Here is a 15,649-nt window from a genome sequence, read left to right as displayed (position 1 = left end):
CCCAACAGCTTAGATTTATGCTCTTATGACACACGCGTATTTCAATACTTTAAAAGGTATAATCCTGCTGACAGACAATCTGCCTGCTGTCCAGACAGGTCATAAGGTCAATGATTTATATAAATTCATTTGGGTACAGGAAGGAGAAATTACGCTTGTCGTTGACCACGTAGAGAAAACCTTGGGCAAAAACGAACTGGTCACCCTTAGTCCGCTACACAGCATCGAAATCAAAAAGATGGAAGGGAAATACACTGGCATTCTGTTCAATTCCGAATTCTACAGCATCTACAAACATGATGAAGAAGTGTCATGCAACGGGTTATTATTTAACGGGACTTCCCACATCGTCCATTTACAACTTTCAGAGCAAACGTCACAACTACTTCATGAAGTCACAGAGAAAATACTCGACGAATATCGTCTGAAAGACACTCTTGAAGGTGAAATGCTTCGTCTTCTGCTCAAACGTTTCATTATCTTATGTACACGCCTGGCACGTGAACAAGTTGCCGTCCCGTCTGAAAAGATGGGATGTTTTGATATTATACGTCAATACTCTATCCTCGTTGATAACCATTTCAAAGAAAAAAAGCAGGTATCCGACTATGCGGAAATGTTGCATCGCTCTCCTAAGACGCTTAGTAATATATTTGCTTCCTATCAACTTCCTTCTCCTATTAAAATCATACACGAACGAATCATTTCAGAAGCTAAACGGTTGTTACTGAATAGCCCGGCAAGCGTAAAAGAGATAGCCACCTTTCTCGGATTCGAGCACGTATGTACTTTCAGCCGTTTCTTCAAACACATAACAGGAGAAAACATTTCCGATTACCGGAAAAAATACGGGAAGTAAAAAAAACGCCACCTCGATTCACATCGCAGCACCGTCACAACACAAACACAAAATAAAACACGACAAAACTACTATGCAATCTTCCTGCGATGCCGGGGAGGCATACCTTACTTGACTTATCCATATTCGCATATCCATAAGAAGCTCTATCAGGTGATTTGCATAATTAAAAACATATGAATTGGGATTTTGTTCACGGAAGTTTGAAAAAAAATAAGATTGGAACCGGATTTTAACAAAAAAAACGGCACCCCGATTCACATCGCAGCACCGTCACAACACAAACACAAAATAAAACACGACAAAACTACTATGCAATCTTCCTGTTATGCCGGGGAGGCATATTCACTGACTTATATATATTCGCATACCTACAAGCAGTCATCAGGCGATTTGCATATATAAAACATACGGTTTTCGATTTTGTTCACGAAAAAGTATGTTTTAGGCCTATTTTTTATCTTTGTAATCTTTCAGAAAGCCTTCCATCAGCCATTTAGCCAATGCCTGGCGATTGGAATTTATCACCAGGCGGCGCTGGTCGAAAGTATTTTGGATATTGCCCAGTTCCACAAAAACGGAAGCGGGAGTAGTATGGGAAAGCACATACAGGTTGCGTCCGTTCACTGTCCCGGTAAATCCTCGGTTCGGCTGATGCTTTCCGTATTTCGATTCAAATGTATCTTTCATATTATTTGCCAGACGCTTGCTGTCTGCTTTCTTGTTCGAATGATAGAAAAAGACATCGGTCTGCTTTCCTTTGCTGCGGCTATCTATATGGATGAAGATTGCCCGGCAGTAAGAGTAATTCTTGCGGTCTTTCTGATAGAGGGCGTTTATCTTATTGCAGCGTTGCTGAAGGCGTTGTACCTGATTCAACGGAATCGGGTCTCCCATGCACGTCTCACGTTTACTGTTCGGTAGGTAGGTATCGTCACGGATACCGTCTTTGGCATCCTGAATGATGATATGGACTTCCGCGCCTTCCTGCATCAGGTTACGTGCCAGGCGAAGGGCAATGTCGTAGGCATATTCATCTTCGTGAAGCTCGTGTTTCCCTACCCGTCCGATAGCTCCGGGGTCAGGGCCGCCATGTCCGCTGACTACATAGAAACAGGCACCCGCAAGACGGTTGGAAGTAACTTTGACATTTGCCAGTTCCTTTCCGAACAAGGGTTCATTAATGGTAGTTCCTATTTTTGACGCTTTGGATTTCGAGGGTTGTTGTTTGGTTTCTGTACTTTTAGCGGTTGTATTCTTTTCGGTTGTACTCTTTGCGGCCGTATTTCCGGCAGGAGTTCCCGATGATTTCTTTACCGGCGGAATCACATAAGTCACGCCCATCTTCAGCACATTATTCTTTCCCAGTTTCTGTTTATTCAGTTCTACAAAATCATCATAGTATTTCTTCGGAGAACGGTTGTGTCTCAACAGAAAAGTAGAGATACCTTCCCCGGCCTTCGGAGTTGCCTTTTGCTGTGCCCAAAGCGCTGTGCCCGAAAAAAGAAAAGCTAAGAATAAAAGAACATAGAGTTTATTTTTCATATCTACACAATTATCTCCTTCACATGAGTATCATTTCACTCATAAACAGGGCAAAAATACAATTATTTTCCCTACTTTTGCGCCATTAAAACATTTTTTGAAATAAATCATTAAAACCCGATAACATTATGGCAAAACAATTCAAGCCCGAAACCCTGTGCGTACAGGCAGGGTGGACGCCTAAAAAGGGCGAACCACGCGTATTGCCCATCTATCAAAGTACGACTTTCAAATACGATACCAGCGAGCAAATGGCACGTCTTTTCGATTTGGAAGAAAGCGGTTACTTCTATACCCGCCTGCAAAATCCTACGAACGACGCTGTTGCCGCCAAGATTGCCGCTCTCGAAGGTGGTGTGGCTGCCATGCTGACTTCCAGTGGTCAGGCTGCCAACTTCTACGCCATTTTCAATATCTGCCAGGCCGGAGACCACTTCGTTTGTTCTTCCGCTATTTACGGTGGTACTTTCAACCTGTTCGGTGTTACGATGAAGAAACTTGGCATCGACGTGACTTTTGTCAGCCCGGATGCCAGCGAAGAAGAAATCTCCGCAGCTTTCCAGCCAAATACAAAGGCATTGTTCGGCGAAACAATCTCCAACCCTTCTCTCGAAGTACTGGATATTGAAAAGTTCGCACGTATCGCGCATAGCAACGGAGTTCCTTTGATTGTTGACAATACTTTCCCGACTCCAATCAACTGTCGCCCGTTTGAATGGGGAGCGGACATCGTAGTTCACTCTACTACCAAATACATGGACGGACACGCTACAAGCGTAGGCGGCTGTATCGTAGACAGCGGTAACTTCGACTGGGATGCTCACGCTGAAAAATTCCCGGGACTTTGCACACCGGACGAGTCTTATCACGGACTGACTTATACAAAAGCATTTGGCAAGGGCGCTTATATCACCAAAGCTACGGCACAATTAATGCGTGACCTCGGCAGCATCCAAAGCCCGCAAAACTCATTCTTGCTGAACCTGGGACTTGAAACGCTGCACCTGCGTATGCCGCAACACTGCCGCAACGCACAGAAAGTGGCTGAATTTCTTTCTAAAAACGAAAAAGTGGCTTGGGTAAACTATTGCGGACTGCCGGATAATAAATATTATGCTTTGGCACAGAAATATATGCCGAACGGTTCTTGCGGAGTTATCTCCTTCGGACTGAAAGGCGGACGTGACGTATCTATCAAGTTTATGGACTCACTGGAATTCATCGCCATCGTTACTCACGTAGCCGATGCACGTAGCTGCGTGCTTCACCCAGCCAGCCACACTCACCGCCAGTTGTCAGATGAACAGTTGATGGAAGCAGGCGTACGTCCTGACTTAATCCGTTTGTCAGTAGGTATCGAAAATGCAGATGATATTATCGCGGACATCGAACAGGCACTGAATGCATAAAGACTGATTATTACAGTATTACATCATACAAAAAGAGACTGAACTCATGTGCATATTGAGTTCAGTCTCTTTTGTATAATAACAAAGCGATGGAAGTACGTATCCGCGCTTCGCAATGATTTTATAATTCTGCTGGTCTGGTGCCGGAAGAGCTCGCTAATACTACATAAAGAACTTTTACGTTCTCTTCTTCTGGCAAAGAGACTCCCTCCCAATAGCGGGAATCCGTAACCTGTTCCATCCAATAAAATGTAATAGGTCCTGTATCTCTAGTAGAAGGTTGACGAACGAATGAAGGCTCAAAATAGAACTTATGTAATAGTTTATCAGCACCATCCTGATTCTGATAGAAAAAGAAAGCCAACTCCGGTTTGCCGGTTCCCAATTCCTCGTCACGGCTTACTTTATAAGTACCCTCGGCACGTATTCCTCCATCGGCACTTTTCAATTTAAACTCCCCCTTGCCATCTTCCAAAAAGCGGCTGACATTATCCGGTTGCAGAACACAAATATCCTGTTCCGCTAAAAATGAATATGATTCCAACATTACCTCATTCAACGATTTCAAGAGTTCTTTATTTTCATCCGTTTCTGAGGACATAATCTCATTGTCCACACTTATAGCAAACCCTGACCGGTTCATTCCACAGTAGAAAGTCATAATCCCATACGAAACCGTAACAGGCAGAACAACGCTGTTCCCTTTTTTATCACTGACAGTAACCGTGACTTTTCCTTTTTTACCATGTGACTCCAACAATAACCTGTCATCGCTGACCGTTGCCGTCACAATCGTTTCGTCAGAACTTTGCGCCGAATAACCACCTTTCCCATTAGCTATTCCAATGTCTCCGGTTTCCCGTCCGTTCAGGTATAAAACCGTAGAAGAAATGGTATTTGTGCAAGTTCCCGTCTCATTGATTAACTCGGAACCACTAAATAGAATAATCTCCGCATCATCCTGACAGGCGGACACACAAAATGTCATAACGGACAAGAGAAAGAACCTCAGTAAAGTTTTTGTTTTCATATTTTCAGTTATAAGTTTGTCTTTTTTATATTGTTTTGCAAAGATATTAAAGTATCATGTAAAAATGAATTCTTTATTGAGGAAATATATCCCTTTTTATTATTGATACATTTGTTGCAATATCTGTTACATTTCTGTGCTTCCATATTCTCCTTCTTATCTATCTTTGTGACGAATCAAATAATGAATAAAAACATATCAATAAGAACATGAAAAACATTCTAAAAAGAACGACCTTGTTAAGTGGTTTGGTAATGGCATTATCTGTGAATGGCGCATATGCCCAGTCTTTCGAATGGATTAGCAGTACGGAAAGGAACATTTGGAAGCAAAACAAAGTCAAGTTACAGACGAATACCGGACAAACTCCTTTACTAGAAGTCAATGGTACAGAAGAAGGTACTGTTTTCAAAGCCTGGGGAACTTGCTTCAATGAATTAGGATGGGACGCCCTCAATATGCTTCCACGCAAGCAACAGGAAATCATTCTCCAAAAACTCTTTTCTCCCGAAGGAGATTTAAAGTTTACGATGGGACGTTTTTCCATGAATGCCAATGATTATGCCCGCGACTGGTACAGTTGTGATGAAGTCCCCGGTGATTTCCAATTGAAACATTTCAATATCAACCGTGATAAAACGACGCTGATTCCTTTTATCAAAGCCGCGCAGCAGTATAATCCCCATATGACTTTTTGGATGTCTCCATGGTCGCCGCCTTCATGGATGAAGATTAACCATTACTATTCTGTCCGTAGTGACCGCAATCAAAACGAGATGTCGCCCCTGTCAGACGTAGCCCTCTTTGAAGACAGCAAAGAGAAGGACACCAAAGTATTCCCTCAACAACTGGCAGTGAACGATTACTTCATCCAAGACCCACGTTACCTGCAAACCTATGCCAACTATTTCTGCAAATTCATCGATGCCTACAAGGAACAGGGTATTCCCGTTTCAATGGTCATGTTTCAAAACGAGTCATGGAGCTATACCAACTATCCGGGTTGTGCCTGGACAGCGGAAGGTATCATCCGTTTCAACACAGAATACCTGGCTCCGACATTGAAGAAACAACACCCGGAAATCAAGTTATACTTAGGTACAATCAACACCAACCGCTACGATGTCATCGACCAGGTTCTTTCTGACCCTCGTATGCCAGAAACGATACAAGGAGTCGGTTTCCAATGGGAAGGCGGACAAATTCTGCCCAAACTCCGTGCCAAATATCCGCAATATAAATATGTACAAACAGAAAGTGAATGTGGCTGGGGCTCTTTCGACTGGAAAGCTGCCGAACATACCTTCGGTCTGATGAACCACTACTTGGGTAACGGTTGCGAAGAATATACTTTTTGGAATGCTATCTTGTATGATGGTGGTTTCAGCGGATGGGGATGGAAACAAAATTCCTTAATCCATGTAGATTCAAAGGCGGGAACAGCAACTTTTACACCTGAATATTATGCGGTAAAACATTACAGCCATTATGTTACGCCCGGTTCAAAGGTACTGGCTTATAGAATGGATAAAGAAGATAAAACACCGGTAATGGTAGTCATGACTCCACAAAAGAAACAAGTGGTGATAGCCGGAAACTTCAACGAAGAAGCTAAAGAAGTAACAGTGAAATTAGGCAGCCGCTATTTAATCGTTACCCTACCACCCCATTCACTGAATACATTTGTAGAAAAATAAAGCGTTGGAAATAATACAGTAAAGAGTCACAAAATGAATTCATTGGTGGCTCTTTGCTGTATTCTACCTTATCTGATTAAATCAAGGTATTACTATTTTTCTTATTACATTTCCTGTTTTCCCTTTGTTAGGTTTCACTAATCGGAATGCTTTCATATCTAATTTCTTAAATGGCAAAAAAGCGTCTATTGCATTCAAGTAATCCAACAGGCTATCAATTTCAGCAAAAGGAAAACAAAACTCGGGCATCGCATTACTATTTCTTTTTAAAAATACAGCCATATGTGACAAGACTTCTTGTCCCGGCAATACCTCTTTAGTTACCGGCTCAATAAACTGAAACTTATAATCTATCCGAAGACGCATTTTAGGCTGCGTCTCAACAGGGCAAGACTGCGAATTAACCATGTATCGTATCGCAGTTTCCAATTCATCTGCCGGTAACTCCCAAATGAATTGATTATTAAGACCATCAAACCATTCTTTCGGTTTACCAAACAAACAACTCGCTTCTTCTACCAAACAACGAGCATCATGTGTTGCGTCTGTATATATAGTAAGTACCAGCCATGTAGGAGTATTCATATCTACTGTTGTACAAGAACGTAAAAACAGATTTACTATCTCCCAAGCCGTCTCAATCTTTGTATTCTTTTTTAAAGATTGAACTACCTTAGATAATGGTAATTCATAAGTTATCATCGGTTTTGATACGACTGTCTTTTGGCTGCTTATGTCACTAAAATCTATCATTTTCCTATTTCTTCCTCACCTTGCAACCTTTAATCATAAAACCAACTTCAAACAAATACTGAAGAGCTATTTTTATAGTATCTTCAATATAGCTTCCCATATCATCATATTTTGTAAAATCTACAGGAATCAGCCTGACATTTTTGTCTTTGCTTGAGTCCGGTATTTTAGCTGCAAAACGCTTTTTCTTTTCCACTCCCCAGCTCACAGTCTTATGATAAGGAAGAGGAATCCCTATCGTTAGTACTTTCTCTTTGGTATCCGTGTATATAATTCCCCGTTTCCCAATCCTTATATCTTTAGCTCCCCAATAAGTACCTATATGTATGATAATAGTAAAAGTCCAATCAGCCAAAGCGCTATCTGTTTGAATATCATCGACCAAACTGTAGAAATAATCTCCAATCATTTCTCTATCAAAACTGTTTAATTCAGGCCACTCACATTTTTCAAACAGTAAATGCGCATTGACGGGAGTTAACAGAGTGCTTATTTCTAATTGATATTTCATTGGCTTTACTTTTTAGTTTCATATGATTTCATTCTTCAATAACCGATAATACCTACTATTTCACATTTTCTTTGCCACAATCCTGCAAAAGAAAGATACTATAATTATCTTTGATTCCAGCAAATCCTATTAAGTCATTTCCAAAACGTTCTAAATAGTATATGTCAGTCATCATACTCGTATCATCCGCCAATAAAGGATAAAAGTACTTTGTTTCTTTCGGTTCATGCCCCTCGATATAGCATGAACCCTCTTCTTTCATCGTATTTAGATTGAGTAACCAAAATTGTTCCTCACGTTGGATTATAGCTTCTTCCTTATTTAAATATACATGAGAACAACCTATATATTCCGTCTCTTCGGGGAAATAATACTCTTGCAGTAGTTTACATGAAGGATATTCATATTTAAAAATACCCGTAGTATATTGTTGCAATAGAAACTCATGCTCATTTTCTCCCCAAATAGGAGTCACCGGTTCGCTACCTATATTTAAACTTTCCGGATACGTAAAGGTTATATTTTCATTCTCAAACTCTGCAAAACCAATTAATGAACCATCCTGTCCGGCCACCAATAAAAGATACACTTTGTTACTTTCGGGAAGTAGCCCCAAGCTAAATTCACTATCATATAATTCGTTCTCACAAACTTTCTTAGCCAACACCCGGGTGAAATTATCAGCTTCACGTATTTCTATGGTAAACTCTTTAGAATTATTTCTTTTGATACACCACAAGAGTTTTCCATCAAAAGAATGACGCACATCGACAATATTATCTCTGTTTTTTTCTATTAGTTTCCCATCCAGGTTATAAGTACAGACTGTATCGTTTCCTACTACCACAAAAAAAGGAGAACAAGGATGAATGGATATGGATTGAATTTCTGTTATATCTTCCGGGTCAAACAGACACAATGGCACAAGTTCGGCATTCAAAACAGCGATTCTGCCTTTATTCAAGGCTACCACATAATAAGTTTTATCTTCATACTTCGCTTGACAAAGCTTATCCACTCTATCCGCAAAATTATGTTTATGAGTTACTTTTATATTCATACAATTAATCCATTTATAAATACCTGAATAAACATTTCCTACAATGACTGAATATTTCCCTAAATATACTATTTTAGCCAATAAAATACGAATGAATAAAAGTTTTTTTCCTGTATCATCAAAAATAACTTCAGACATATTCTGAAAAGAAACCATTCTCACCTCAGTGAGAATAAATACTCATTGCATTGAGAATTTATTCTCATTATAGTGAGTATTTTTTCTCATAGGCATGAGAATATTTGAGAAAAAGCACTAAGATAAATACTGTTTAATAAGCTCTTAAGAAAGTCCTATATTTCAATTTCATACAGAAGCTAACTATCCAAATCATAATCAGCTATAATTTTACTCTTTCCTGTTCCGATTCAACCGGCTTAGTAAATAATGAGGGATTAAACAATAGACCAACTGTGCTCGTGACCATTTATAACATTGCTGATAAAATACCATTCCCATCGCGATAAATATTGTAGCACCAATGAGTACTTGAAAAGGTAGCCAAGGTAATGCCTCTTTTGGAAGCAGCATCGGTATAAGTGCCATTGCTCCTACCGGTGCAAAGAACTTGCCAAGCCATTCAAACAAAGTGAAAAGAACTATAAAAATAAAAAGCGCTACTACAGTTTCAGGCAGCCCCAGGTAATGATAACCAATCAGTTGAAAGATAGTTCCTATCAATGAACCGCTTACTAACAGCAATATGGTAAGTACAGGTCGATTTCGAAATCCGGCTTTTGAATTGACAAACTCAACATACATAACAATCAATGGTGGAATGATAAAATAAAAATTAGAAGTATATACCGCCAGGCAGGCTACCGCAAACACACTAATCATCAGACTCAACCATCGGAAACTATCCGTTGTCCAATTCCGTTCCACCGGTTCATAAACAATAGATTTTCGGAGTCTAAGATATTCCATCCATCGTTGTACAGCAATGATTATCAATGTCATCACAAAAACGGAGAGCGGATAAACCCAACTTTCAGTTTTTAATAATACGGGAAGTACACAGGCAGAGATTAATGGAAATAGCGAAGTATGGGTAAATAAAAGCCCGACAGCAGCACATGAGAAAGCAATGGCCACATTTACTACTAAAGAGAATGGAGAATAAAGTACAATCAATACTCCGGCACAAGCACCAAGAGTCATCAATAAAAGCATTTGCCAGTATCTTACACGCCACACCCGTTTATTAACAATCCACATACCAATGGTAAGAGCAGCCATTTCGGGGAAAATGATTTCCTTTTCGTGCAATAGTTCTGCTACTCCAATCATCAATAATATCATAACCAGTGCACACAAGTATCTCTTCCGTTGCTGAATATCACTAAATAACGAGGGTTCCTTTGCTGCTTTGTCCATGTTCTTTTCGACGTTTTATATCAATCAGTTATGTAAGTGGGCACAAATATCTGAAAAAAGAGTGAGACAGAGGGCTTTTTAAGGAAAAAAGAAGTATAACTGCGATAATAAACAAATTTCAGTAATTAAAAAAGGTGCGCCCTTCTTTCGTTGGACGCACCTCTCTCTTCTTATACACAAACATTAAATTTATCAGGTTCCAGGTGTTCATCAATATACCGGATGCCATCTACTCTGAAAAGTCCCCGCAAAAGTGTATAGTTCATCATACGTTGCACCACATACGGAGTGCCTTGCAAGCAACTTTTGTAGATTACCTCCTGCAAATCCGTTGCGAAACTCTCAGGTTCGACTTCAGGAAGCAAATAACCACAGATTTTGCAATGCGTCAGTACATCTATAAACTGTTGCAGCCAAAAAGCTTCTTCACGTTCGAAGGAAGAGCGATAATCCTTGTCCGCGTTGATGTCCAGCAACAGAGTTTTTCCTAACGAGTACAACAATGTGAGATATCCGTTCGCTGTCATAAAAAGCAAATCCATACATGAACTATCCATTCGTAGCTGTTTCTGCTGTATATGGCTTCTGACTGTCTTAACGGAATCAGAAAGGCAGATGCGGAACAAATAAGCCTTACTGGGAAAGAGCTTGTAAAGCGTTCGCTTCGACATCTTCATTCCCCTGGCTATATCATCCATAGTAAGTCCACTGACACCATGCAGGGACATTTCCCGCTTTGTATAGTCGAGTATCCGGCCGCGTAGTGTTTCAGTATTCATATACACCTCCCTACATCCGACCGCCGCCCAATGCCTGATACAAAGTAATCATGCCCTGGATTTCGGTAAAGCGATTGGCTACTTGAGAAAGCTGCGCGTTGAGCAATGTCTGTTGCGCGGTCAATACTTCCAAGTAAGTGGTATTGCCATGCTTCATTAAAAGACTCGTACTCCGGGCAGCCGTCTGCAAAGAAGTAACCTGCTTTTCGTAAAAAGCCGCTTTCTCGCGGGCAGTCTGATACTGCACCAATGCTTCGTTGACTTCCACACCTGCGTTCAGCAAAGTCTGTTCAAAGCCGAGACGGGCTTCTTCCTGCTGGGCTTTCGCTATTTTCAACTGAGCCACGTTCATTCCTTTATTAAATAAAGGCTGTGTCAGAGAAGCTACGGCAGAAGCTACAAACTTACCCGGGTTGATAATCATACTTCCGGCACTGTTTGTCCATCCTGCACTACCACTCAATGTGATAGACGGGTAGAAAGCAGCACGGGCAGCATTCGTCGTATAGAAAGCCTGTGCCAGTGAAAACTCTGCACTACGCACATCGGGACGGTTGGCAAGCATCTGCAAAGGAATACCTACGGAGAAGTTTTGCGGCAACTGCTGGTTTCCCAGTCTGCCACGTTGGATTTCGTAGGGAGTTTCTGCCAATAACAAAGCCAATGAATTTTCTGCCTGGTTGATTTGTTCTTTCAAATCAAGCACGGTCGTACATATATTATAATAGGTAGCTTCCGTCTGCGCCAATCCGGCTTCGTTCATCATACCGGCATTTTTCATGGCACGGGTGGTTTTCACACTTTCCTTCCAGGCAGATTCAGTGGCAATAGCTATTTCATACTGCGAATCGAGCATCAGCAATGTATAATAAGTATTTGCCATAGCAGCGACGAGTTGCGTCTTAACGGCTTGCTCATATTCCTTGCTCTGTTCATAAGCGGCTTTCGCGCGACGTTTCGCCGTCGTAACCTTTCCGAAAATATCCAGTTCCCACGAAGCTGTCACGGGTAATGAATAAGTCTGCGTAGCCTTACTGCGGTCGAAGCTGCTGACAGCCCCTTCCGGCGCGAGGAACAAAGAAGGCAGATAAGACAGTTTGGACGTCAAGAGCGAAGCTTCCGCTTCTTTCACACGCAAATGGGCTGTCTGCATATCCGTATTTCGTACCAAAGCCGAATCAATCAGAGTCTGCAAGTACGGGTCGGTAAAGACCTCTCTCCACGAGAGGTTACCGAAATTTGCCGTATCGGTGGCAGCAACTGACTCGCTGCCGTAAAGTCCCTCGGGAACTTCCGATACCGGTTTGTATTTATTGTAGATACCGCAACTACTCAGCACAAGTGTTGCTGCGGATAAGATTATTATTTTTCTCATATTTCTTGTTATAAATGAAAAACGTTGAGTACTCTGTGATGGAAAAGAGTTTATCACTCTTTTCCTGCCTTAGACCTTTCTTCCTCACTCACCTTCATGTCTTCTTCTATTTTCCAGTCGCTTGTAGGTGCACTTTGCGCGGGGCGAAGGCGTTCCTGCAACCATTGGAAAGCGATAAACAAGGTAGGCACGATGAAAAGCAATGCCAATGTACCGATAGTCATACCACCGACTACACCCGTACCCAATGAACGGTTACCGTTAGCTCCTACTCCACTGGACATCATCAACGGGAACAGACCGAAAATCATGGTCAATGCCGTCATCAGAATCGGACGCAGACGGGCTTTAGCCGCACTGACAGCAGAAGCAATCAGCCCCATACCTGCCTTACGGCGTTCTGCCGCATATTCTGTGAGCAAGATAGCTGTCTTAGCCAACAGACCAATCAACATAATCAAACCTGTCTGCAAGTAGATGTTATTCTCCAGTCCGAACATTTTGGCAAACAAGAAACTTCCCATCAATCCGCAAGGCACACTCAAAAGAACGGCGAACGGAATAATAAAGCTCTCGTACAATGCACTCAGAATCAAGTAAATCATCAGGAAGCAGATACCGAAAATAATCATTGTCGTACCGCTTTGCTGATTCTCTTCACGGGTGATACCACCGTAGTCATAGCCATATCCTTTCGGGAGAGACTGTTCCGCTGTTTCCTGTACTGCCTTGATAGCATCACCGGTACTGTATCCTTCAGCCGGCATGGCGTTTACTGCAATAGAGTTGTACATATTGAAACGGCTCAAAGTTTCCGCACCGTAGGTACGTGTCAGTGTAACGAACTGGCTCAAGGGAGCCATTTCCCCATTCGACATACGTACGAACGCATTATCCAGTGAAGTCTCGTCCAGACGGAACTGCGGGTCTGCTTGAATCATTACTCTATATACCTTAGAGAAACGGTTGAAGTTGGACACATACTGACCACCATAATAACCGGAAAGTGTACTCAGCACAGCATCGGGCGTGATACCTGCACGCTTACATTTAGCCGGGTCTACTTCTACCGTCCACTGCGGATAGCGGACGTCGAATGAAGAATAAGCCATCGCAATCTCGGGACGCTGATTCAATGCTCCCAAATACTGCTGTGTAGTCGCAAAGAAATCGGTTACTTCACCACCCATCTTATCCTGCATATGAAGTTCCAGTGCATTACCCATACCATAACCCGGAATCATACCCGGAGAAATGGCAAAGATACTCGCATCCTTAATATCAGCCGTACGACCGTATATCTGACCGATAACCGCCTGTACATCATCTCCGTCTTCCTGACGTTCATCCCAGTTTTTCAGTTTCAGAACCAACATACCGAACGAGCTTCCCTGTCCGGCGAGCAATCCGTAACCTGCTACTTTCTGTACGTGTGCTACCTGTGGAATACCCATCAAACGACTTTCAACACGTTCCATCACGTCATTAGTCGTAGTCAACGAGCTACCAGCCGCCGTACTTACATTGACAAATACTACACCCTGGTCTTCATCGGGCACCAAACTGGTCTTGGTTGTATTCATCAGGAACACAAGCAATACCACGGAGCAAGCCAACAGTGACCAAGTCAGCCATCTGCGTTTGATAAAGAACAATACAGCATTCTTGTATTTTTCCACCATCACGTCAAAAGCCGAATTAAATGCCTTACGGAAGCGTGCCGCAAAGTTATTCTTCTGCGTTCCGTCTTCATTTATATAAGGTTTCAGCAGCAGTGCACACAAAGCCGGACTCAACGTCAACGCGTTAACTGCGGAAATACCAACGGCAACCGCCATGGTCAGACCGAACTGCGTGTAGAACGTACCGGAAGTACCGCCCATGAAAGACACCGGAATAAATACAGCCATAAACACTAATGAAGAGGTGATAACAGCATTACTGATACCTTTCATAGCGTCGATACTTGCCATATAAGATGACCTGTATCCTACGTCGAACCGTGACTGCACCGCCTCGACGACAATAATGGCATCATCCACCACCGTACCGATAACGAGCACCAGCGCAAACAAGGTCAGCAAGTTTATACTGAATCCTGCCACCGCCATAAAGGCAAACGTACCAATCAGCGAAACCACAATTCCTACCAAAGGAATCAATGTGGAACGGAAGTCCTGCAAGAATACATACACCACAAGGATAACCAGGATGATAGCTTCAATCAATGTCTTCACCACTTCATTAATAGAAGCGAACAGGAAGTCATTCGAACTCATCATCTGTGTCAGTTCCACTCCTTTCGGAAGGTCTTTACGGGCTTCTTCGAGGAATTTGTCAATGTTCTTATTGACTTCGGTTGCATTGGAACCTGCCGTTTGGAATACCATACAGGCAACACCTGCATGACCGTCCATACCACCATGATAAGCATAGCTATCCTGTCCCAGTTGTATGTCGGCAATATCTTTCAGTTTCAGCACTTCGCCGTTATCCGTAGAACGAATGACAATATCCCCGAATTCTTCCGGAGTAATCAGACGTCCTTTATACTTCATCGTATATTGATAGGTTTCGTTGGAGTTCTCACCAAACGAACCTGTTGCCGATTCTATATTCTGTTCGGCAAGCACCATAGTAATGTCCGACGGAATCAACTTGTATTGTGCCATCACATCCGGCTTCATCCATACGCGCATACTATATTCACCGCCCAAAATCATCAAGTCACCCACACCGCTGATACGGAGAATCTCCGGTTTCATGTTGATGCTTAGATAGTTGGACAGGAAGTTTTCATCATAACTGTCGTCCGGGCTGGAAAGCGTGAACATCTGCAGGATACTGGTCTGACGCTTGGAAGTGGTCACACCGACCTGCGTTACTTCTGCCGGAAGCTGTCCCGTAGCACGCGATACGCGGTTCTGCACGTTGACAGCCGCCATGTCCGGGTCTGTTCCCTGTTTGAAGTAAACAGTGATACTTACCGTACCGGCATTGGTAGCCGTTGAGGTCATATATGTCATGTCTTCCACACCATTGATAGCTTCTTCCAACGGCGCGATTACACTCTTCTGCAAAGTTTCCGCACTGGCACCATAATAATTGGTGCTCACCATGATGGTAGGCGGAGCAATATCGGGATATTGCTCAACGGGTAGACTGAACAACCCGATGATACCCACTACGACAATCGTGATAGAAATCACTGCCGATAATACGGGGCGTTCAATAAAGGTTCTTAAATTCATGGA

The 15,649-nt window shown here is 42.3% G+C and carries 12 protein-coding genes; 3 read left to right on the top strand and 9 right to left on the bottom strand.

Annotated elements, in window-relative coordinates:
• The first annotated feature begins 25 nt into the window (after positions 1-25).
• Entirely contained in the window at positions 26-859 is an 834-nt protein-coding gene (locus HC965_RS21670) for a helix-turn-helix domain-containing protein (protein ID WP_191033421.1), read from the top strand.
• Between the two features lie 450 nt (positions 860-1,309).
• Here the strand turns inward: HC965_RS21670 and HC965_RS21665 are convergent, their stop codons facing one another.
• Positions 1,310-2,404, bottom strand: a complete 1,095-nt coding sequence (locus tag HC965_RS21665) for an N-acetylmuramoyl-L-alanine amidase (RefSeq protein WP_191033420.1) — start codon at positions 2,402-2,404, stop codon at positions 1,310-1,312.
• 128 nt (positions 2,405-2,532) lie between these two features.
• On the opposite strand from HC965_RS21665, the gene HC965_RS21660 reads away from it, so the two are divergent.
• Complete coding sequence (locus HC965_RS21660) at positions 2,533-3,813, top strand: O-acetylhomoserine aminocarboxypropyltransferase/cysteine synthase family protein (protein ID WP_191033419.1); 1,281 nt, start codon at positions 2,533-2,535, stop codon at positions 3,811-3,813.
• A gap of 121 nt (positions 3,814-3,934) precedes the next feature.
• Here the strand turns inward: HC965_RS21660 and HC965_RS21655 are convergent, their stop codons facing one another.
• Complete coding sequence (locus HC965_RS21655; protein ID WP_191033418.1) at positions 3,935-4,843, bottom strand: hypothetical protein; 909 nt, start codon at positions 4,841-4,843, stop codon at positions 3,935-3,937.
• Between the two features lie 209 nt (positions 4,844-5,052).
• Here HC965_RS21655 and HC965_RS21650 point away from each other — a divergent pair, with 209 nt between their 5' ends.
• The gene (locus HC965_RS21650) at positions 5,053-6,540 is read left to right on the top strand and encodes a beta-glycosidase (RefSeq protein WP_370539992.1); all 1,488 of its coding nucleotides are present in this window, start codon (positions 5,053-5,055) and stop codon (positions 6,538-6,540) included.
• Positions 6,541-6,621: 81 nt separating this feature from the next.
• Here the strand turns inward: HC965_RS21650 and HC965_RS21645 are convergent, their stop codons facing one another.
• From HC965_RS21645 to HC965_RS21615, 7 genes are all read right to left on the bottom strand, one after another.
• Complete coding sequence (locus HC965_RS21645) at positions 6,622-7,293, bottom strand: hypothetical protein (RefSeq protein ID WP_191033417.1); 672 nt, start codon at positions 7,291-7,293, stop codon at positions 6,622-6,624.
• A gap of 4 nt (positions 7,294-7,297) precedes the next feature.
• Complete coding sequence (gene imm9, locus HC965_RS21640; RefSeq protein ID WP_191033416.1) at positions 7,298-7,804, bottom strand: Imm9 family immunity protein; 507 nt, start codon at positions 7,802-7,804, stop codon at positions 7,298-7,300.
• Positions 7,805-7,859: 55 nt separating this feature from the next.
• The gene (locus HC965_RS21635; RefSeq protein WP_191033415.1) at positions 7,860-8,864 is read right to left on the bottom strand and encodes a hypothetical protein; all 1,005 of its coding nucleotides are present in this window, start codon (positions 8,862-8,864) and stop codon (positions 7,860-7,862) included.
• A 348-nt stretch (positions 8,865-9,212) separates the two neighbouring features.
• The gene (locus tag HC965_RS21630; RefSeq protein ID WP_223854976.1) at positions 9,213-10,241 is read right to left on the bottom strand and encodes an HPP family protein; all 1,029 of its coding nucleotides are present in this window, start codon (positions 10,239-10,241) and stop codon (positions 9,213-9,215) included.
• A 170-nt stretch (positions 10,242-10,411) separates the two neighbouring features.
• On the bottom strand, positions 10,412-11,020 hold the full coding sequence (locus HC965_RS21625; protein WP_191033414.1) for a TetR/AcrR family transcriptional regulator: 609 nt from the start codon (positions 11,018-11,020) through the stop codon (positions 10,412-10,414).
• 10 nt (positions 11,021-11,030) lie between these two features.
• Complete coding sequence (locus tag HC965_RS21620; protein WP_191033413.1) at positions 11,031-12,395, bottom strand: TolC family protein; 1,365 nt, start codon at positions 12,393-12,395, stop codon at positions 11,031-11,033.
• A 53-nt stretch (positions 12,396-12,448) separates the two neighbouring features.
• Positions 12,449-15,646 carry an efflux RND transporter permease subunit gene (locus HC965_RS21615; RefSeq protein ID WP_191033412.1) on the bottom strand — a complete coding sequence of 1,066 codons (3,198 nt, stop codon included), beginning with the start codon at positions 15,644-15,646 and terminating at the stop codon, positions 12,449-12,451.
• Positions 15,647-15,649 lie beyond the last annotated feature (3 nt).

Source organism: Bacteroides sp. GM023, assembly GCF_014750685.1.
Lineage (GTDB): Bacteria > Bacteroidota > Bacteroidia > Bacteroidales > Bacteroidaceae > Bacteroides.
Note: the sequence above shows the minus strand (reverse complement) of the source record. Positions and strands in the feature narration are given on the sequence as shown.

Bases quoted from the DNA above. Each gene is read 5' to 3' on its own strand.
- HC965_RS21650 (WP_370539992.1), top strand. From the start codon at position 5,053: ATGAAAAACATTCTAAAAAGAACGACCTTGTTAAGTGGTTTGGTAATG.
- HC965_RS21670 (WP_191033421.1), top strand. From the start codon at position 26: ATGACACACGCGTATTTCAATACTTTAAAAGGTATAATCCTGCTGACA.
- HC965_RS21660 (WP_191033419.1), top strand. From the start codon at position 2,533: ATGGCAAAACAATTCAAGCCCGAAACCCTGTGCGTACAGGCAGGGTGG.
- HC965_RS21635 (WP_191033415.1), bottom strand. From the start codon at position 8,864: ATGAATATAAAAGTAACTCATAAACATAATTTTGCGGATAGAGTGGAT.
- HC965_RS21645 (WP_191033417.1), bottom strand. From the start codon at position 7,293: ATGATAGATTTTAGTGACATAAGCAGCCAAAAGACAGTCGTATCAAAA.
- imm9 (WP_191033416.1), bottom strand. From the start codon at position 7,804: ATGAAATATCAATTAGAAATAAGCACTCTGTTAACTCCCGTCAATGCG.
- HC965_RS21630 (WP_223854976.1), bottom strand. From the start codon at position 10,241: ATGGACAAAGCAGCAAAGGAACCCTCGTTATTTAGTGATATTCAGCAA.
- HC965_RS21655 (WP_191033418.1), bottom strand. From the start codon at position 4,843: ATGAAAACAAAAACTTTACTGAGGTTCTTTCTCTTGTCCGTTATGACA.
- HC965_RS21665 (WP_191033420.1), bottom strand. From the start codon at position 2,404: ATGAAAAATAAACTCTATGTTCTTTTATTCTTAGCTTTTCTTTTTTCG.
- HC965_RS21615 (WP_191033412.1), bottom strand. From the start codon at position 15,646: ATGAATTTAAGAACCTTTATTGAACGCCCCGTATTATCGGCAGTGATT.
- HC965_RS21625 (WP_191033414.1), bottom strand. From the start codon at position 11,020: ATGAATACTGAAACACTACGCGGCCGGATACTCGACTATACAAAGCGG.
- HC965_RS21620 (WP_191033413.1), bottom strand. From the start codon at position 12,395: ATGAGAAAAATAATAATCTTATCCGCAGCAACACTTGTGCTGAGTAGT.